At 40.7% G+C, this 18,214-nt stretch carries 19 protein-coding genes; 15 read left to right on the top strand and 4 right to left on the bottom strand.

Going from position 1 to position 18,214, the window contains the following annotated elements; translation table 11 throughout:
• Positions 1 to 18: 18 nt before the first annotated feature.
• Positions 19 to 450, bottom strand: coding sequence for a hypothetical protein (locus tag HWQ40_RS27660; RefSeq protein ID WP_292784508.1), 432 nt, complete (start codon positions 448 to 450; stop codon positions 19 to 21).
• A 338-nt stretch (positions 451 to 788) separates the two neighbouring features.
• On the opposite strand from HWQ40_RS27660, the gene HWQ40_RS27665 reads away from it, so the two are divergent.
• The 13 genes from HWQ40_RS27665 to HWQ40_RS27725 all read left to right on the top strand — a co-directional run bounded on the left by HWQ40_RS27665 (position 789) and on the right by HWQ40_RS27725 (position 11,516).
• On the top strand, positions 789 to 1,127 hold the full coding sequence (locus HWQ40_RS27665) for a hypothetical protein (RefSeq protein ID WP_292784511.1): 339 nt from the start codon (positions 789 to 791) through the stop codon (positions 1,125 to 1,127).
• A gap of 182 nt (positions 1,128 to 1,309) precedes the next feature.
• Positions 1,310 to 3,451, top strand: a complete 2,142-nt coding sequence (locus tag HWQ40_RS27670) for a pentapeptide repeat-containing protein (RefSeq protein ID WP_292784514.1) — start codon at positions 1,310 to 1,312, stop codon at positions 3,449 to 3,451.
• A 111-nt stretch (positions 3,452 to 3,562) separates the two neighbouring features.
• Positions 3,563 to 4,054: a hypothetical protein gene (locus tag HWQ40_RS27675; RefSeq protein ID WP_292784516.1), complete on the top strand. Its 492-nt coding sequence runs from the start codon at positions 3,563 to 3,565 to the stop codon at positions 4,052 to 4,054.
• A gap of 124 nt (positions 4,055 to 4,178) precedes the next feature.
• Entirely contained in the window at positions 4,179 to 4,385 is a 207-nt protein-coding gene (locus HWQ40_RS27680) for a hypothetical protein (RefSeq protein ID WP_194044194.1), read from the top strand.
• A 208-nt stretch (positions 4,386 to 4,593) separates the two neighbouring features.
• A complete protein-coding gene (locus HWQ40_RS27685) occupies positions 4,594 to 5,850 on the top strand; it encodes a GNAT family N-acetyltransferase (protein ID WP_292784522.1) in 1,257 nt (418 codons plus the stop codon).
• On the top strand, positions 5,831 to 6,328 hold the full coding sequence (gene ruvX, locus HWQ40_RS27690) for a Holliday junction resolvase RuvX (protein WP_292784525.1): 498 nt from the start codon (positions 5,831 to 5,833) through the stop codon (positions 6,326 to 6,328). Before HWQ40_RS27685 ends, ruvX begins: the two co-directional genes overlap by 20 nt.
• A gap of 146 nt (positions 6,329 to 6,474) precedes the next feature.
• Positions 6,475 to 7,047, top strand: coding sequence for a DUF3727 domain-containing protein (locus tag HWQ40_RS27695; RefSeq protein WP_292784528.1), 573 nt, complete (start codon positions 6,475 to 6,477; stop codon positions 7,045 to 7,047).
• A 228-nt stretch (positions 7,048 to 7,275) separates the two neighbouring features.
• A complete protein-coding gene (locus HWQ40_RS27700) occupies positions 7,276 to 7,902 on the top strand; it encodes a hypothetical protein (protein ID WP_292784531.1) in 627 nt (208 codons plus the stop codon).
• A 53-nt stretch (positions 7,903 to 7,955) separates the two neighbouring features.
• Positions 7,956 to 8,495: a YqeG family HAD IIIA-type phosphatase gene (locus HWQ40_RS27705; RefSeq protein WP_099100917.1), complete on the top strand. Its 540-nt coding sequence runs from the start codon at positions 7,956 to 7,958 to the stop codon at positions 8,493 to 8,495.
• Between the two features lie 257 nt (positions 8,496 to 8,752).
• Positions 8,753 to 9,862 carry a glutamate 5-kinase gene (proB, locus tag HWQ40_RS27710; protein ID WP_292784538.1) on the top strand — a complete coding sequence of 370 codons (1,110 nt, stop codon included), beginning with the start codon at positions 8,753 to 8,755 and terminating at the stop codon, positions 9,860 to 9,862.
• Between the two features lie 52 nt (positions 9,863 to 9,914).
• Positions 9,915 to 10,505, top strand: coding sequence for a Uma2 family endonuclease (locus tag HWQ40_RS27715; RefSeq protein WP_292784541.1), 591 nt, complete (start codon positions 9,915 to 9,917; stop codon positions 10,503 to 10,505).
• Between the two features lie 219 nt (positions 10,506 to 10,724).
• Positions 10,725 to 11,102, top strand: a complete 378-nt coding sequence (locus HWQ40_RS27720) for a hypothetical protein (RefSeq protein ID WP_292784544.1) — start codon at positions 10,725 to 10,727, stop codon at positions 11,100 to 11,102.
• 18 nt (positions 11,103 to 11,120) lie between these two features.
• Positions 11,121 to 11,516 (top strand): hypothetical protein, encoded by a 396-nt coding sequence (locus tag HWQ40_RS27725; protein ID WP_292784546.1) that lies wholly within the window; start codon positions 11,121 to 11,123, stop codon positions 11,514 to 11,516.
• Positions 11,517 to 11,635: 119 nt separating this feature from the next.
• Here the strand turns inward: HWQ40_RS27725 and HWQ40_RS27730 are convergent, their stop codons facing one another.
• Positions 11,636 to 12,595 (bottom strand): ROK family protein, encoded by a 960-nt coding sequence (locus HWQ40_RS27730; protein ID WP_292784549.1) that lies wholly within the window; start codon positions 12,593 to 12,595, stop codon positions 11,636 to 11,638.
• A gap of 111 nt (positions 12,596 to 12,706) precedes the next feature.
• On the opposite strand from HWQ40_RS27730, the gene HWQ40_RS27735 reads away from it, so the two are divergent.
• Positions 12,707 to 12,928 (top strand): hypothetical protein, encoded by a 222-nt coding sequence (locus HWQ40_RS27735; protein ID WP_292784552.1) that lies wholly within the window; start codon positions 12,707 to 12,709, stop codon positions 12,926 to 12,928.
• Between the two features lie 4 nt (positions 12,929 to 12,932).
• Here the strand turns inward: HWQ40_RS27735 and HWQ40_RS27740 are convergent, their stop codons facing one another.
• Positions 12,933 to 13,685 carry a Mut7-C RNAse domain-containing protein gene (locus tag HWQ40_RS27740; RefSeq protein WP_292784639.1) on the bottom strand — a complete coding sequence of 251 codons (753 nt, stop codon included), beginning with the start codon at positions 13,683 to 13,685 and terminating at the stop codon, positions 12,933 to 12,935.
• A gap of 1,103 nt (positions 13,686 to 14,788) precedes the next feature.
• Here HWQ40_RS27740 and HWQ40_RS27745 point away from each other — a divergent pair.
• On the top strand, positions 14,789 to 15,766 hold the full coding sequence (locus HWQ40_RS27745; RefSeq protein ID WP_292784555.1) for a sucrase ferredoxin: 978 nt from the start codon (positions 14,789 to 14,791) through the stop codon (positions 15,764 to 15,766).
• 32 nt (positions 15,767 to 15,798) lie between these two features.
• On the opposite strand, the gene HWQ40_RS27750 is transcribed toward HWQ40_RS27745, so the two are convergent.
• Positions 15,799 to 17,394: a helix-turn-helix domain-containing protein gene (locus tag HWQ40_RS27750; RefSeq protein ID WP_292784557.1), complete on the bottom strand. Its 1,596-nt coding sequence runs from the start codon at positions 17,392 to 17,394 to the stop codon at positions 15,799 to 15,801.
• Between the last annotated feature and the right edge of the window lie 820 nt (positions 17,395 to 18,214).

The raw sequence follows: 18,214 nt of genomic DNA on the forward strand, positions 1-18,214 counted from the left end.
AGCATAAATGACTAATGACTATTTATTTTTTTGCGAGATTGAGAGGCTGTAAGTATATTGTTGCGGGGATAGTTCGCCCACATGCAGCGAATATTTTCCTGCCTGCCAATAACCAGAAAGTTCTGACTTACCTCCAGAGTAACTATCTGCTAGTACACAAAAGCGCCCCCCAGGCCCGTCGATCAGCAGTGTTGGCTTTCCTTGACTCTCTACTGTTAATCGCAAATAAGGTAATGACTCTGTAACTTGGATAACTTGACTTGGTTCAGTGGTAATATTGCCACAATTACTTTTGACAGTTCCCCCAGACTTTCCGTTCAAAATTAATGGATCTGGTTGGGAATTCCGATTAATTTGGATTGTTGGTGTCTGTGCAAAATTAGCCTCAGTGAAAACCAAGCTCATCGCCAAAGCTGTGGGAATAATTGCAAGTAGCCTAAGCGTCTTCATTTTAATTAATGCTCCAGATTTTTTTAGAGCAATATTGTTATACAGTCTGATCTATATAGACGACAGCAATCCGTCTTAGTTCCAAAAGCTGCCGTATAAAGCAACACCAGTCCGTTAAAGATTATTTGTGAAGATTTAATAGGTGTATATCTGTAGAGATGTTGCATTGCAACGTCTTACAATTGATGTCTGGAAGGCAACAAAAAAAACATAATTTTTCCCTGTCCAGAAAGGTCTTGCACTCACAGACATTAGCTAAAATCACTAAGACAACCACCAAAAATAGAATTTGGTTGGTCTATTGTTGAATAAGTACGCTACTGAAGTAGGAAAGATTGATGAATCCTCAACCAGAAGAAAACTTACAGCGTCGCCTCGATCAGCTAGAGGTAGAGATTAATTCTCCGCCTGGGGTAGTTTCACAAGAACAAAAACAAACGTCTCAGTCTGTTTTTGCCAGCTTCAACTTGCAACTGGAGCGATTTAAGATTTGGTTCAACAGCTTATCTGGTGTGAAAAAGCTGGTAGTTTCGGGTGTGACGGTACTAGTAGGCTTGGCGATACTGCAAGCAGTGTTTAAACTAGTTGCATCTGTAATTAGTCTGGCACTTTTGGCAGTGTTAGTGTATGTTGGATACAAATTTTTTGTGTCTGGTAGCTTTCAACGCAAGCAATAAGTTGATATGCATTTACTTTGCACTCTGCCTGGAGTTATGAGAGTCAGGAGCCAGAATACAAACAACTCCTGACTCATAACTCCTAAATCCTATTTCAATATGCTTTTCTTTTTGCTGATTAGCTTAGTCTATTTTAATTGTGCCGATCGCGGCGTAGAAATAATATCAAAGGAAATTATACGATGACGTCACCAATTGTCAGGAGAACTAGTAATCAATCTGGTCAGTCAAAAAAATCGGAAAGAGCCAATTCGCTGCTGCTAGCAAGTAGACGTTTTGCTGCTTGGGCGGCTGAAATCACACTAGTGGTTACTAGTGGGTTGATTCCCTTCGGCATTGGTGTCTATGCCAATTCTAGAAGCGATCTGAACCGAGTACCGCTTAATCCCGTACTGGTAGTCACAGAAAGAGCGATCGCCAGACCCCTAGCTCTACCTGTAAGCTATGGCATCCGTAACGTCGCATGGCCGACTAATATTTTGTGGACAATCGCCCTGTTAGCGCCTGTAACTCTCTCGTGGTGGCAATTGTATTTATTAGCTAAGACTGGTAGCACAATTCCGAAACATTGGTTAAAAGTGCGGGTTGTCAACGAGCAAGGGAAGCCGCCCGGATTGGGGGCAGTTGTGATTAGAGAAGGCGTTGGGCGTTGGACTGTACCCATTTCCATCGCCTATCTGCTGTGGCGCTACAGCTTTGCTTTTCCGAATTTAGGATTATTCACATTTTTGTCTTTATTAATGATTGTGGGTGAAGGCATAGGCTTACCGTCGCGTCGGGGGCGTCGCGCATTCCACAATCAACTCGCAGGTACTTATACAATCGATGCAGTCTTAGCTAGCAACAGACAAGCTCAGTCTGCTGACGGTAATGATCAAGCAGAAGAATGGCAAGAGGGAGAAGAGTTAGCGGCAGATCAAACCAGCCAGTCGCCTAATTTGTGGCGGCGAATACAGCAAAATCCCAATCTGACTTTGTTTGGGGTAGGGCTGACGAGTATGACTGCTGTGCTGGCAACTTTAATCGGCACTCAAGTTTATATCCAAATTCAACAATCCCAACGAGCAACCAAGCAAATCAACAGCCAACAATTCCTCGAACTTGTCAAACAATTGACTCCCAACTCTGGAGCGACTAATGAGCAACGCCAAAGTGCAATTCTGGCTATGGGTGGTCTTAATGACCCACAATCCATTAAATTTCTGGCGGATTTATTAGTTAGCGAAACTAACCCCAGCCTTCTGGATACGATTCAACAAGCTTTGACAACTGTCGGGCCCCAAGCCATCCCGGAACTCAAAAATAAGAATCAGTTTTTGGTCAGCGAACTGGAATCTGTGGGTAGTACTGCAACCAAAGAGCGGGAATTACGGCAAGGGCGGCTACAAAGAAACCAGCGGACAATCAACAAGATTCTCTCTGTTTACAGCGGTAAAAAAATCGAGGATGTTGACCTTAGTAGCACCCAATTAGGACAAAGTGGTACTTCAGGAAGTTCCTACTTCAACTTGGTACTGGACAATCTTGATTTATCAGGAGTTAAGTTTAAATCTGCAAATCTTAACCAAGCCAGCTTTAAGGGTAGCCGCTTCCGGGGCGTGGGTGAAGATGGACGCTGGGATACCTACGACGATGTAATGGCTGATTTAAGCCAAGCTCAGTTGCAGCAAGCCAATCTTACTGATGCTAACCTCAGTCGCGTCTTGATGAACCGGATCGATTTGAGTCGCGCCACTCTTAACAGAGCCAACTTATCCAACGCGCGTCTATATGATGCTAAACTCAACAGCACCCAACTAGTCGGAGCCGATCTGCGAAACGCCGTTTTGGAAAAAGCCAGCTTGACAGGGGCAGATTTAGGCGATGCCAAATTGAACGAAGCCAATCTGTATGCAGCGCGTTTAGGTCGCGCCACTGCCATCGGAACGCAATTATCTTTTGCCAACTTAACTAACACTGATTGGCAAGGGGCAGATTTATCAGGAGCTTATTTGGATCGGGCTAATCTCAGCAATGCTAACCTTAGTGCTACTCGTTTAACTGGTGCTGTTTTACGTTCTGCCCAAATGGAAAACGTTAACTTGCAAAATGCCGACCTGAGTCTTGCAGATTTACGAGGGGCAAATGTCGCTGGAGCAGATTTTAAGGGGGCAATTCTCGCTCCTAGCAAACAAGATCCAGCAGATCAATTTGTCCAAACCCCAGATTTAGGCTCAGTATCTGCTGTAGTCCAAGGGGTTGATTTTTCTCAAGCCAAAAATTTAGATGCCAAGCAATTAGCGTACATTTGTACTCAAGGAGGCATTCATCCCCGTTGCCCGTAGAATGAAGGGGGCAGGCGAGCAGGGGGACAAGGGGACAAGGAAAATAACCATGCCCAATGTTCCATGCCCAATGCCCAATGCCCAATAAGAAAATGGTGTGAGGAGTTGGTTATGAAGTATATTCCATCTTTGGTTTCAGTTTTGGGGGCTGGTTTGGTCTTGAGTCTGGCGAGTACGAAACCAGCACAAGCTCAAGTAGCTTATGGCAGTTATATTGGTATCGGCCCCACTGTTGGTTTTACCGATGGTATCCAATTTGGGGGGGTGATAGCAGGGCGCTACAAGCTTTTGGAAGCACCAATTTCACTCCGCGCTCAAGTATTAATTGGTAATAATACGGCAGTTGTACCAACGGTTTCTTACGATTTCCCCCTCAACTGGCAAGCTGATGCCTACCTGGGTGCTGGATTAGTGCTGGCTGGTGGTGGTGGTTCTTCTCCTGTGGGCGACAAAATTAGTTTTGCTTTACAACCGGGCATTGATTATATGATCCCAAATAGCAATACTGTCCTTTTTGGCAACGCCATTATTGCTTTTGATGCTTACCGAGATAGCAGTGGTACAGCTATCTCTGTACAAGGTGGCGTTGGTTTGAGATTTTAAGGGGCACGCTATCTCTAAGAAGCGTTAAACTTCATTGCAAATTAAGAAGTTAGTCCAAACAACATGATAGTTTTTGGTCATGAAGAGAGACAGCACAGGATTAACACAGGAGAACACAGTGGCAATGGAATCAAATTTATTAACGGATGCGAGCGCAGATGAAGTGAATCAAGATTTCAGTGAATATGTCGCCAATCTGCAACTTCACATGACTCTGCAAGCTCGCAATCTTGTTCCAACGCTGAAGCAAACACTGGTAGATAGTCGCCACCAATTACTCCATCAAACCCAAGCCCACTTTGAAAAGCTAGTTTCTCGGCAAGGGTTATAAAATATATACAAATTTTAATCAAAATTCAAATAAAATAAGGGCAGATGTTGTTGGGTCAATGCCAATGGTGTTCCCACAAGGTCTGCTTTTTCTGCTTTTTAAGTATTAAGTTACTAAAATCACCCTTTTGGCACAATAGTAGAGAGCAGAAAGTAGTTAAGATTATTGCAGCAGTTCCTTCCTTTCAAGAGCAGTTAATTAAGGCTAAATGGCGGCTCGAATAAAAATGACTTCATTACTTCCCAGAAACGTCAGCGTTGTTATCCGACCAGTCCAATACCGGGATCTGGACGGCATTGAGCGCATAACTCAAGAGTCATTCGCAGCCCTCACTCCCCAGGGAGCAGGTTTTGCCATCAGCCAGATGCAAAGGCTGCGTCGCTGGTATGGATTACTCAAATTTTTAAGTTGGTTTCCTAACCCGCTACAGTATCGCCTCTGTGCTTATGTGGCGGAGCAAGGGCGGATACTTTTAGGAATGATTCAAGTGTCACCTTTTAACCGCACACGTAGTACTTGGCGGATCGATCAAGTGTTACTAGAGCGTGGTGTAGATAAACAAGGAATTGGTTCGCAACTTTTGCGTCATTGCTTTGAATCGATTTTGGAAGCTCGCACTTGGCTATTAGAAGTTAACATCAATGACATAGAGGCGCTGGCACTATATCGGCAAAATGGATTCCAGCGTCTGGCAGAAATGACATACTGGGAAATTGGGCCAGAATTATTGGCTGAATTGGCACAAGCAGAGCCAGACTTGCCCAACCTCTTGCCAGTGAGCAATGCTGATGCCCAGTTACTGTATCAATTAGATACGGCATCGATGCCACCTCTGGTACGTCAGGTTTTTGACCGCAATACCCGCGACTTTAAAACTAGCTTGTTTGACGCTTTAACTGATGCAGTCAAGCAATGGCTGACCAAAACAGAAGTAGTCAGTGGTTACGTATTTGAACCGCAACGCAAAGCTGCGATCGGCTATTTTCAGGTGCAACTCGATCGCAAGGGTGAAGTTCCCCATACTGCAACGCTGACAGTTCATCCTGCTTACACCTGGCTTTATCCAGAATTACTATCTCAACTGGCTCGCATTGCCCAAGATTTTCCCCAGCAAGGGTTACAACTAGCCTCCTCAGACTATCAGGCAGAGCGAGAAGAATATTTGGAGCGAATTGGAGCAAAACGCATAGAACATACATTAGTTATGTCTCGCTCTGTGTGGCATAAGCTACGGGAGTCTAAATTCGTCTCCTTAGAAGGAATCCAGTGGACTGATATGCTGCAAGGTTTACAACCGACTCGTAAACCTATACCAGGTGGGATGTCATGGATACAACCAGGAAAGTTGCCATCGTCAGATAAACCTCTGCCAAGCAAGTCAGAACCGATTAACTTTTCGGTAAAAAACCCTAGCATAGAAATATCGCCGATTCCTGAATCAGCAGATGGAAAGCAGGAGAATTAGTGTGATATCCCAAGAGCAACCAAAACCGTTTATTTCAGCCTTGGGACTAGATTTTGGTCGCAAGCGGATTGGTGTGGCTGGGTGCGATCGCACGGGTTTAATTGCCACGGGAATCACCACTATTGAGCGTACATCTTTTGAGCAAGATGTCGAGCAAATCCGACAAATAGTTAATGAACGTGAGGTGCAAGTTCTAGTTATGGGCTTACCTTATTCGATGGATGGCTCACTAGGATTTCAGGCTCGTCAAGTTCAGAAATTTACTACAAGACTTGCTAAAGCACTAAACCTGCCTGTGGAATATATGGATGAGCGATTAACTTCATTTCAAGCAGAGCAACTGCTAATAGCTGAAAACCGCTCCCCATCACGCAATAAAGGTTTGATTGACCGCAAGGCAGCCGCTTTGATTTTGCAACAATGGCTGGATGTTAAGCGTGCTAACTCCCGCAGTTCAGTTGCGGCTATTGAATATTGATACCTTTTAACATGATATTCTGAAAACGATTAGCCAGCAGTTGTATCTACGTATAAAGCTATTTGTTTGACATAATAATATGTCATTAACTATAGTTAAGCGATTTTCAAACTTGCTGGTATTTATTAAATTTCTACATTTCGGCTATGTTTTCCTCTCCATTTCCTGAAGAAAATGATAACGCTCATGCGGGTTCTATCACTTTAACCGATGACAAAGGGCGATCGCTCGATTGTTATGTAGAGCATCGCCTTGAGGTTGATGAGCAAGAATACGTTTTGCTTCTTCCTGTAGACTCACCTGTAGAAATTTTTTCTTGGGAAGGTGAGGGTGAGGAAGAAGAAGCGGTTTTGGTAGAAGATGACGCCATCATTGAGCAAATTTTTGCTAATGCCCAAGCTGTACTATCTGAGCAGAACCTGATACTGAAGAACACAGCCTATGCTCTGACAGTTGCAGGTGATTTACCGCCAGTGGAAGAATCAGAACTCTTCACCTTAGAAATCGAAGATGAAGGGGAAGATTTAGACCCAGAACAATTACAGCTACTCGCTAGCTTCTATGATGAAGATCAGGAGTATGCAATTTATACACCCCTAGATCCCCTGTTGTTTTTTGCACGGATAACAAAAACAGGTGAGCCAGAATTACTTTCTCCAGAGGAGTTCCGCAAAGTGCAACCTCTGTTAGAAGAACATCTTTTTAATGAAGTGGAATAAGATTAAAAATTCAAAATGAAAATATTACATTTTGAATTTTTAATTGGGAATTTTCATTGTAATCAAAATCTACCTAAACCTTTTATCATGTCCCATTAAATGTGGAAGCTATGAAAGATTGATAAGAAATTGGGACAATTAGTATTGTTTAAGATTCTGGAACAAGTAGTTTGGTCGTGATTTTCAATTCCATTATCTAAAATACCAAATTAGTATGAGTTGCTGAAAATGGCTTATAACGATTTTACATTAAGTAAATTTAAAAAGTCGTTCAGCATCCGCATTGATGAAAAAACTGATTTATGTGCTGACATAAAACCTTTAGAGCCAAGTGAGAAACTCAAAAATTCTTTAGAAGAGACTACAGAACTAGCTTTAGCAATTAATACTGAAAAAGCTCGCTCAGAAATGATGATCACTCCGATATTGTTGGAGGTAAGACGCAGGGCTAATTATCCAATTAGCTTATTTTCGGGAACAGATTTTAATGTAGATGCAGAAAAAGGTCTGAATGGATACTGTGACTTTATTATCAGTCGTTCTAGAGAGCAGCTAACGATTAATCTGCCAGTGGTGGTTATTATTGAAGCCAAAAATGAAAATATTAAAGGTGGATTAGGTGAATGTGCAGCCGCAATCTTGGCAGCACATTTGTTTAATCAACAAGAAGGAAATGAAATCAGAAAAATTTACGGCGCGGTAACAACAGGGGAAATTTGGAAGTTTTTGAAGTTAGAAGAAAACTATATATTTATTGATTTGAATAATTATTACATTAAAGAGATAGATAAGATTTTAGGGATTTTATCTCAAAATGTTCAGGGAGATATTCCAGAATGGAGTTCGACTAACTAAACTATATTGGGTTATGCTCATTTGTCTTAGCTATCTACATTTGACTGTTGATTATGGTCTGGAACAATCTTTTACAGCCTGATTTGATTTTAGAGGGTTCAGTGTTGAACCTAACACCAGATATTATCCAAAAATACGGGCTTAAAGGGCTGGTATTGGATGTAGATGAAACTTTAGTACCCTTTACAGTCGGGATAGCTTCCCCAGAACTACGAGAGTGGGTGGAGCAAATCCGCACCTGTACTGCACTGTGTTTAGTGAGTAACAACCTTAGTGAAGCCCGAATTGGTGGAATTGCGCGATCGCTCAACCTACCTTACTATTTAGGTGCAGCCAAGCCTTCCCGACGCAAAATTAGAGCAGCACTTAGGGGAATGGATCTACCAGTGCATCAAGTGGGAATGGTAGGCGATCGCTTGTTTACCGATGTTTTAGCAGGTAATCGTCTAGGAATGTTTACCATTTTAGTCGAACCGATTGTTCATGCAGATGCGGCTCTCCGTTCTCATCCAGTCCGCAACTTTGAAGTTTGGATATCTGAAATTTTGGGAGCCTCTATTACCCCCAAGAAAACCAAGATTCACAAAAGTTGAGAAATCGTCAGAAAAGTAAATCTAAAGAAATGCTTAAGGAATCTTACTGGAACCAAAAAATCGGGGATCATAAGTATTAATAACATGGGGTCAGCCAAAAAAGACCCTAACTCATACTAAGTAAATATACTTCCGTAAAGCGTCAACCTTCACTATAGAGGGATTGGCGCTTTACAAATTGAGTTAGGAGTTAGAAGTTATGAGTTATGAATTAAATTCAACTCCTAACTCCTCACTCCTAACTCCTCACTTTTTAGATGCCACTAACAATTGTTGTCAAAATCGGTACTTCCAGCCTAACTCAACCAGAAACGGGACAATTAGCACTTTCTACCATAGCTACCTTGGCGGAAACACTCTGCCATTTAAGACGCCAAGGACATCGGGTGATTTTGGTTTCTTCTGGCGCTGTAGGCGTAGGTTGTGCGCGGTTGGGTTTAACTGAACGTCCCAAGGCGATCGCACTCAAACAGGCTGTAGCAGCAGTTGGACAAGGCAGGTTAATTCGTATATACGATGATTTATTTACTACCCTACAACAGGCGATCGCCCAAGTATTACTGACTCGCAGTGACTTAGTACAGCGCAGCCGCTATCTCAACGTCTACAATACCTTTCAGCAACTACTGGGATTGGGAGTGATACCCATAGTCAATGAAAATGATACCGTAGCAATAGACGAACTAAAATTTGGTGATAATGATACCCTTTCGGCATTAGTTGCCAGTTTAGTAGAAGCAGATTGGCTATTTTTGCTCACTGATGTCGATAGGCTATACTCAGCCGATCCGCGTTCCGTGCCAGATGCGCGGCCAATCGCTCTAGTTAGTAGCATTAAAGAATTAGCTCAATTACAAATACAAACAGATTCCCAAGGTTCTCGGTGGGGTACTGGTGGTATGGTGACAAAAATTTCGGCTGCGAGAATTGCGATCGCTGCGGGAGTACGTACCGTAATTACCCAAGGGCGATTTCCCCGGAATATCGAAAAAATTATCCAAGGCGAACTGATTGGGACGCATTTTGAACCGCAACCTGAACCAACTTCGGCGCGTAAACGTTGGATAGCTTACGGACTTGTACCTGCGGGGAAATTGTATTTAGATGAAGGTGCGATCGCAGCAATTTCTCTAGCAGGAAAATCGTTATTGGCTGCTGGAATTAAGCTAGTAGAAGGAGAGTTTGACACACAGGATGCCGTGCAATTGTGTGACACTAACGGTAACGAAATTGCCAGAGGACTTGTAAATTACAACAGCAATGAACTGCAAAAGATTCGCGGCTGTCATTCACGAGAAATTTCCATAATTTTAGGATATGCGGGTGTGGAAACTGTGATTCATCGGGATAATTTGGTTTTGACTTAAAATCGAAATGAGATGAATTTTGTGACTATTAACTCAGGGAGTAAAACATATTATGACTCAAACGTTAGAAAATGCTGTTAACTTACCAGAAGAACAACGCTTCTTTCGACGTGGGTTAAGTTGGGAACAGTTCAAAGCGATTCAAGCCAGCTTTGAAAACGTACCAGGAGTGCGGCTGTTTTATTGTGATGGAGTTTTAGAAATTGTGACTATTGGTAAACCTCATGAGGTAATTAAGTGTTTAATTGCTGGACTATTGATTACTTATTTTGAAGTCAAAGGCATTGAATTTTTTCCTAGTGGTAGTTTTAATCAGATTATTCCCAAGGTAGTAGAATATCAAGCAGATTTATCTTATTGCTTTGAAACCGACAAACCTGTACCAGACTTGTGCATTGAAATAGTGATTACTAGCGGTAGTCCCATCAAACTACAGAAATACAAATTAATGCAAGTCCCGGAAGTTTGGTTTTGGGAAGATGGCACAATTGAAGTTTACTGCTTACGAGAACAAGAATATGAGAAAGTTGTTAAAAGTGAGCTATTAGCAGAATTAGATTTATCTATGCTCAATCGTTGTCTTTTGTTATCGTCTCCCTTGGAAGCAATTAGGGAGTTTCGCCAAGATATTCAAAAGTCATAGTGAAACGATTAGTCATTTTTCAATTTCACCACATTCTTAACCAGTTTTTCACAGACGAGCTTGTTTGATGAAGACTCCATAAACTATCGTTAGCGTGCGGTAGTATAAGTATGTTTAGAATTTAACTTTGCTAATCAATACACATCCGCATCTGCCAACTATATGGATCTGAGTAATATACCGAAACCTATTTGGTATGCCCTGACTGGATTTCTCTTGTTGACTATAGGCTATGGGGCTGCGACTCATGTTCCAGGGCTGAATACCTCAGATAAAGAAAGCGCTGAAAATAAACCTTCTACAGTACTAAACTCAAGTAGTGTAAAAGTTAGTGTTTTTGATGAAGCGACTCAAGTTCCTATAGTTGGTGCAAAAGTAATAATGGAATCTGAAGGTGGATCTGATACAGATACAACTGATAATTTAGGCGCTTTCAGAGTTCAAATACCAACTACAGACTACGTTAAAGTTCGCATATATAAAAATTATTGTGAGCCTTATAAGCAAGACTTAAATTTAAAAAGTAACCCTGAGAGACCTAAACCTATTTTATTGAAATGCTCACTACCTCAAAAGAAATCTACGCCTAATAGTTAACTTTTTCAGTATCCTTAAATGTTATCACTGCGCCAGCATTTTCAGCGGATTAAAGAAATAGTTGACTGGAGTTGGACACTAGCCATTTTGTGCATGGTCGGTTATATAACTTTGGGACAACTCGCTCAATTGTACTGGGCTATGGTAGTGTTTGGAGGATTAGCTGGTAGCTTCGGTCTATTTTATGAATTTTCTTGTGAAAAACTAGCAGATTTAAATGCTATTGAGGATACATACAAACTTCAAAAGGTAATTGCGACCTCAGCTTTGGCTCAAGATTTACTTGGGAAATTCGCTCACAGAAACCCTGAAATTAGAAATCAGTTTCCTGCTTTTGATTATGTACCTGTCAAGCCTCATTTGAGAAACGGTCATTGGGTGAGGGGACATTACAGGCGCAAACCAAAAAGGTAATCCATTGCTTTATATTGCTTACTATGTTTATTGCTGATAAGAGTTCTCCTCACCTAATAGCTTTTAGTCAAAGAATCTAATAAGTAACCCAAAAAAAACTACAGAAAAACGATCGCCTTTTAAGCCATCCCCGTTTCTGCTAAAGCCAGCGCCCCCCACAAAGGCGCATCATCTCCCAGCACCGCCGGGACAACTTCAAAATCAACTTCTGGCAAAGCCGTCTCCCGCGCCACCTGACGCACCACCCGCCAAAAATCCTCCCCCGCCTTCATCACACCGCCTCCCAAGACAAAGCGCTGCGGATTGATCAAATTCGCCACATTGCCAATACCCACACCCAGCGCCCAAGCAGCTTTGTGCAATACTTCCTTAGCCAAATCATCCCCAGCGGCCGCAGCTTCACTTACCAACTGTCCCGTCAACAATGTTAAATTATCACCCACTAAACTCCTCAAAACCTCTCCTCCTCGGCGTCTTGACAGTTCGTTTTCCAAAATTTCCCTAACATTTTGCGCCATATAAGGCCCCGACGCCAAACGTTCCACACATCCCCGCTTACCACACAAACATACTGGCCCAGCAGGATCGACAACGATATGCCCAATTTCGCCAGCCATCCCACCAGAACCCCGCCAAGGCTGGCCGTTGAGTATCCAACCACCACCCACGCCAGTGCTGACAGTAATATAAAACAGGCTATCGTATCCTTGACCAGCACCAAAACGGTGTTCGCCCAAAGCCGCAACATTGGCATCATTATCTACACCAACAGAAACGCCAAACTCATCCTCCAACAAAGCTTTGAGAGGAATATTTTCCCATCCAGCTACATGATGAGACAGTCGTACTGTCCCCGTGGAAGCGTCAACTGGGCCGCCAAAGCTGACACCGATCGCAGCAGGTTTTGTGTCTTGCAACACAGAGTAAATTAGCGATCGCATAATTTCCAAATCAGTGCTAGCATCTGCACCTACTGGTGAGAAACGACGTTCATAACGCAACCACTTTCTCGAACCGATATTTACCGTTGCTGCCGCCAGCTTAGTTCCGCCAAAATCTAGAGCTAAAATTAATGTCATTCACTCACCTTTTCTTACACCTTCACACAAGGTAGTTTCTTTCTTCAGAAAGATGTTTGCGCTCAAGATACATTTAACACTAGATAAAACTACACTATTATTTAACAACTCATGACTACCGATCAACCCAATCCACTTATCGATTTCTCTCACGCCAAAGAACCTCCTATTTCTCTTGATATCGATAAAGCTCAAGAGGCAGATCCGATTGAACCAGAAGAAGTTAGTGGACAGAGTAAGCAAAACCCCACCCCTGATGATTTGAATCGTGAAGATGAAGATCCTAGAATCGGGGGTAGTCAAATAATCAGTGGGAATATTTCAGCTGGGTAAATAGTTACTCATCTCTTTGTGAGTTAATTACGCCATCAATAAACTGTTGTAATCGTTCATAATGTGAACCTTTCCAATAAATGCGATCGCAGTCTTGGCAACGCTGGAATTCATCAATCTGCGATCGCACTTTTTCTGGCACTTGTTCAATAATGGATTGCTTATCCACAGGTTCTAATAATCCATTGCAACGCAAACATCGTTTAAATGGTGAGATTAATTTAAACAAGTCGAAGCGTTGCAGTACTTCTAGTATTTGTTGTTGAGGGTCAGTGTTTCTAACATAATAGCCATACGTTACCAAACTACGCATCAATAGACCTTTATCACGAGTCAAGAGAATCCGCGCTTGGTTGTAGGATATTTGGGCTAATTTCTCATCCTCGTAGTCATTGCGGTATAAAGTATCAAAACCTAAAAGTCGTAAAGATGTCGCAAGCTTCCCCAAATGAATATCTAAAACAAAGCGGATAATACTGAGCGGTTTTGGTAGAACAGAAACGCTTGGTATAATAACATTCCTAGCTGAAATTGGATAAACATTGATAGTGTCTCCATTGGAAACTATGTAAGAAAAATTTACATATTCACCATTAACATTTATAGAATCCACCTCTGGATGAGGGACACCCAACGACTCAATCATGTCCTTAATTGAGGCTTTTTCCTCAAACAAATGAGAGATTCTCACCTGCTTATGATGCCGTGGTAAAAAATGATTCAATTCTGCATGAAAGTAGAAATATGCGATCGCCATAGCTACAGATATTTGGATTAGTAAGTGCGCCTTTATTAGCAACAATTCGTCACAATTGCAAAACTTTCTCTATGAAATTTAAGCTATCAATGCTTGTTATATTAAGATATATCTACGATGAAATGCCTGTTTACCTTGATTTAATCAATGTCATAGAGGCAACAAACTGTAAAGAAGTCATAAAGATTCTTAAATACTTGCATTTCTTATTGACTTCAGTTACAGTCAAAGCAGATGCCTATCATCAAACCCTGACACTATCTTCGGGAAGTTAGATTAGGTAAAACGCTAAATACCAAGTTTGTTAATGTTAATGTCAGTGACGCTGCTAATAATTAGTCACTATTTTTAATTATTAACTTATCGCAGATGGAGTACGGGGAAGTAAAGCATTTACCCCTAATTTGACTTTTTTATTTTTCTCAACCTATTGAGAATTATTTGCAATATGGATAGTTTTATAGATACATTGCAAGCAGATAGTGTGGAAGAAGTCTTAAAACAGTATTGGCTTACCAAGCCGATAGCTGTTTATTAAATGTTTCCGCATCTACCTTTAGGAATATATTTCTCACAAGAGGAGCACAGAATTATATTTTTATATGTAAAAACAGGATCTGTAACTAACTATGTAGATAATTTCAGCAAAACTTTAAACAACTAGGTTGCTGCTAAGAATATTTTTGATTGTAGTATCAGCTACATCGATATTGTAAGCAAGTTAATCGTTAGTAACTCTCCAAGTCGCTTTGCGTCTATGTAGCAGGTTTAATATATTTGATTTTGCCAAAGAAACCAAGTTCAGAAAAACTGAGTTCCCGCAAATTAAAATTTATTAAATACCAAATAATAATAAAACTAGATACAAAATTAACGCCACTCATACGGAAAAATATCTCTTGACACTATTTATCTTTATTGTGGAGAATTTATTAACCGGAAAGACCTCAATCAATAATGATGTTATAAAGTGGCTACCTAGTTGAACTGAGAAATGAATATTGTTCTTTTTTATCTCCTTTAGTCAAGGATATTGTAGCTAAGAACACAATTGTATTTGGGAATACCTTTTGTCCATAAAATATGCTAATGAGTACAGCGAGATGAATACTTTTTTTTGTTCTGACGATTCACGGCAAGTAGGAGAAGATGTTATTGGTAGTGCCACCAATTATCAAACTTATATTTTAGTTGAGTGTCCTTTACCTTGGACATCAGAAGCCTTTAACTCCAAATGGGTGCCTCAGAATTTGAGGATTTTAGTAGAAGAAGTGAAGCGTGCTAAACTACCGATTAGATTTCTCTTAATTGCTAATGATGTATCACACAAGGTAAATCACACTACACTTTTGATTTATCAAAAAGAAGAGGGGCTAAGTAATGGATACCATAAGCAAGAGTTTAAGCTAGCAAATATTGAGCAAGTAGCAGGAGTTGTCCAAAACTGGATATGGGGTATCAATTCTAATTTTGAAGTAGAAACTAGTACAACTAGAGATATTTTAGTTTGTACCCACGGTAGCCATGATAAGTGTTGTGCGAGATATGGCGCTCCTTTTTACTTCCATGTGACAGCGAGTAATGCTGATTTGTGCTTAGATAATGTGCGAATTTGGAAATCATCGCACTTTGGTGGACATCGGTTTGCACCAACAGTTATAGACTTGCCAGAAGGAAGATACTACGGTCGTCTCGATCAAGATTCATTTAGATCGATTTTGACTCGTACTGGTGATATTCAATGCTTACATAAAGTCTATCGAGGCTGGGGAATTCTGCCTGCTGCACTTCAGGTTTTGGAAAGAGAGTTAATCCTCTGTAAAGGATGGGATTGGTTCAATTACAAAGTTGCAGGCAAAATTTTAGAGCAAAGTTTAGACAATACTACTATCTTAGCTGAACTTAGTTTTGAACAACCTTGTGGTTCTCTTTACACTTACCAGGCTAAACTTGTGAAAGATGAAACCAAGACTCAACAACTGAAGAGTTCATGCAATGCTACACGAGAGTTGGTAGTTACTAAATATGCTGTCGGTAGTTTTTGGATTACCTCTAGTAAGGTAATGAGTTATAGTACATAGAAGTGGAGAGTTTTTAAATTCTAAATTCTGAATCAAGATGAAGCCATATTTAAGACTTTTCGTAACAGTACTTGGTCTTCTAATTTGGCTTTTAAACGACCATTCTCGATATCTCGAATCCAGCTTTGGCTTTTACCTGTGAGTTTTGCCAATTCTCTTTGGGAAAGATTCAAATTTTTTCGCGCTTGCAAAATCTGTTCGCCTAGCAAATCGTTTGTAGCTTTGGGCTTCTTTTTGGCTTTAGCAGTTCTTGTTTTCTTTTTTTCCGATTCTGAGATTTGCTGTTCCCATTCTGGCGGAAGTTCAAAAGCCAAAATCCGCGCATTCATTAGCAGATTCCATTTACCACGGGGGCCTGTGTCTGTGAGGCGAGTTTCAGCACCACCGTCATTAGTCCAAAATTCTAATGCTTCATCTGGATCTTCGGGAAGATCAATTAACTTTGCCCACAAAGGTTGAATTTCTGGTGGGTAAGTAACTGGATCGAAAAGCGGTTTCATTCCATAGTGATTGAGAATTTCCAAATCGCTTTCAAAAGTTCGCAGCAAACGTTTGCGTTCTTCCCGTTGTCTGGATGCAAGTGCGACTTTTTCTTCACCGTAAGCAATACGCAGTAAGGTAGGAATGGTAATGCGTTGTTCCTTGCCCATTTTGGTTTTAAACAGCAACCACAACATTAGTCGAACTGCGCCTTCATGTTGCTGCCAAATACTCATGACTGTGGTTAGCAGTGTTTTGGGAAGACTGCCGTATTGATAGAATGCGGTTCGCTCTTTACATGCTTGTTTGTTTAAGAAATATTGTGCCCATAAGCCTGCTTTGATTTTAAAAGTTAGCCCAATTAGATATTTGCATCCGAGATTGTCTTCCTGGAAGTGGTGCTGAATATCTACTAAGTGCCATAAGCGGCTTCCGACAACAGAGAATCCGTTAATTCGACCTTGTTGGGGCCAGTCAATGGAGATAATCAGGGAGCAAGCTTGCTGAACGATATTTTTCATTAAAGCTAGCTTGGCAGCTTTGCTCAAGTCTTTGCGTTTCTCCATCCCCAAATATTTCTCAATTTGTCGCTCATCGATCGCAAATTCTTGCTCCCAAGGCTGCTCTAAAGCTGTGGCATAAGCTGCAAAAATTAGATGTATGCAAGCGGCTCTAATGTCAAGCCCCTCAATTGCTGCTATATCTGTGGCCTTGTCGTTCACTTTGAATGGATCTTGGATATGAAAAGCGATCGCACCTCGGCCTTGATTGACTTGTCGGCTGTAACTGATGTAACCTTCTTCATCGGTTTCCCAGTGTAGGGATGTGCGCTGCGCTAATACATTACAAGCTTCCCAAATTGCGATCGCTGAAGCAAATGGATTATTCTTGCCATTAGAAAACAAGTCTAAGCTGCTAGCATCTCTTGGTTCAACTTTGCATCTTCCCTTTTTCGCCTGCCAAGGAATAGGAGAATTAGTTGGACAAGCTATTACACATTGCGGTTCTGAATAATAGCCCTCACAATTATTACAAAGACCAGGATCAACCCAGTATTCATTATCCTCTATTCTGATTGCACCCGTAGGACATTGGGGGCGGCAGTTGTCACATCCAACGCAACTGTTGTTAGGAATTGTATAAGGCATTTGGCTCTTTTCCCACTCTAATCGTTGAGATGTCTGGCTCAGGTCTCCCCTGGATGAGTCCTGTTTATTCATGATTCGCTACCACATTATCTTTCTAGTGAGAATAATCTTTTCTCACCACTTTCAATCCCCACATCCACTTGTTAAATTCACATCCAATTGCAAGCTATTTAAGGCTTCAAAAATAGCCTAATAAAACTTCTTATTAACTATACATTTCATGAAAAAAATGATTAATTTGTTCGTATTGAGCTTAGAAAAAAATCTTAACATTTATTTAATTAGGTACTTAATGAACATTTTAGCTTTGACCATAAAACCTTATACAAAATATTTTTAGGAAATGTTTAAGCCTCCGACAATTGAACTTCCTCTAATTTGTTAATAATTTTAATATTTAAGGCATGATAATATTCTGCCATAAACTTTACAGTTCCTTTATAAATTAATTCTGTTTATTCAGATGAAATAAGAATATCCCTTTTGTCATCATTTATCTAAATATTTAAATCAAACTAAATTGAAAATTGTTGCTTTCTAAAATACATATTGCATATATCAAAATGTAACTGATAAGCATTTATTTTGGTATATATGTATACTGTTTTTAGAAATTTATTTGCCCAAGTCTACAAATATTTGAAAAAAAATATCATTACTCTTATAGATATAGTTGCATTTGCTGGAAATAATAGTTAAATCGGCAGTTATAAACCACATATACATGAGGCTTTACTCACCTATATAGGTTTCAAACCCTCAACTTTTTACTTATCCTCTGTATGGAAATGGCTAATTGTGGGTTGCTGCCTCTAGTCAG

Origin of the sequence: Nostoc sp. NMS9 (assembly GCF_017114995.1) — a bacterium.
Taxonomy (GTDB): Bacteria; Cyanobacteriota; Cyanobacteriia; order Cyanobacteriales; family Nostocaceae; genus Nostoc.

What these genes read in the sequence shown, in the direction of transcription:
- HWQ40_RS27705 (WP_099100917.1), top strand. Translation starts at nt 7,956, where the DNA reads ATGGTCTGGAACAATCTTTTACAGCCTGATTTGATTTTAGAGGGTTCA.
- HWQ40_RS27735 (WP_292784552.1), top strand. Translation starts at nt 12,707, where the DNA reads ATGACTACCGATCAACCCAATCCACTTATCGATTTCTCTCACGCCAAA.
- HWQ40_RS27750 (WP_292784557.1), bottom strand. Translation starts at nt 17,394, where the DNA reads ATGCCTTATACAATTCCTAACAACAGTTGCGTTGGATGTGACAACTGC.
- HWQ40_RS27660 (WP_292784508.1), bottom strand. Translation starts at nt 450, where the DNA reads ATGAAGACGCTTAGGCTACTTGCAATTATTCCCACAGCTTTGGCGATG.
- HWQ40_RS27670 (WP_292784514.1), top strand. Translation starts at nt 1,310, where the DNA reads ATGACGTCACCAATTGTCAGGAGAACTAGTAATCAATCTGGTCAGTCA.
- HWQ40_RS27725 (WP_292784546.1), top strand. Translation starts at nt 11,121, where the DNA reads ATGTTATCACTGCGCCAGCATTTTCAGCGGATTAAAGAAATAGTTGAC.
- HWQ40_RS27675 (WP_292784516.1), top strand. Translation starts at nt 3,563, where the DNA reads ATGAAGTATATTCCATCTTTGGTTTCAGTTTTGGGGGCTGGTTTGGTC.
- HWQ40_RS27695 (WP_292784528.1), top strand. Translation starts at nt 6,475, where the DNA reads ATGTTTTCCTCTCCATTTCCTGAAGAAAATGATAACGCTCATGCGGGT.
- HWQ40_RS27665 (WP_292784511.1), top strand. Translation starts at nt 789, where the DNA reads ATGAATCCTCAACCAGAAGAAAACTTACAGCGTCGCCTCGATCAGCTA.
- HWQ40_RS27680 (WP_194044194.1), top strand. Translation starts at nt 4,179, where the DNA reads ATGGAATCAAATTTATTAACGGATGCGAGCGCAGATGAAGTGAATCAA.
- proB (WP_292784538.1), top strand. Translation starts at nt 8,753, where the DNA reads ATGCCACTAACAATTGTTGTCAAAATCGGTACTTCCAGCCTAACTCAA.
- HWQ40_RS27700 (WP_292784531.1), top strand. Translation starts at nt 7,276, where the DNA reads ATGGCTTATAACGATTTTACATTAAGTAAATTTAAAAAGTCGTTCAGC.
- ruvX (WP_292784525.1), top strand. Translation starts at nt 5,831, where the DNA reads ATGGAAAGCAGGAGAATTAGTGTGATATCCCAAGAGCAACCAAAACCG.
- HWQ40_RS27745 (WP_292784555.1), top strand. Translation starts at nt 14,789, where the DNA reads ATGAATACTTTTTTTTGTTCTGACGATTCACGGCAAGTAGGAGAAGAT.
- HWQ40_RS27740 (WP_292784639.1), bottom strand. Translation starts at nt 13,685, where the DNA reads ATGGCGATCGCATATTTCTACTTTCATGCAGAATTGAATCATTTTTTA.
- HWQ40_RS27730 (WP_292784549.1), bottom strand. Translation starts at nt 12,595, where the DNA reads ATGACATTAATTTTAGCTCTAGATTTTGGCGGAACTAAGCTGGCGGCA.
- HWQ40_RS27715 (WP_292784541.1), top strand. Translation starts at nt 9,915, where the DNA reads ATGACTCAAACGTTAGAAAATGCTGTTAACTTACCAGAAGAACAACGC.
- HWQ40_RS27685 (WP_292784522.1), top strand. Translation starts at nt 4,594, where the DNA reads ATGGCGGCTCGAATAAAAATGACTTCATTACTTCCCAGAAACGTCAGC.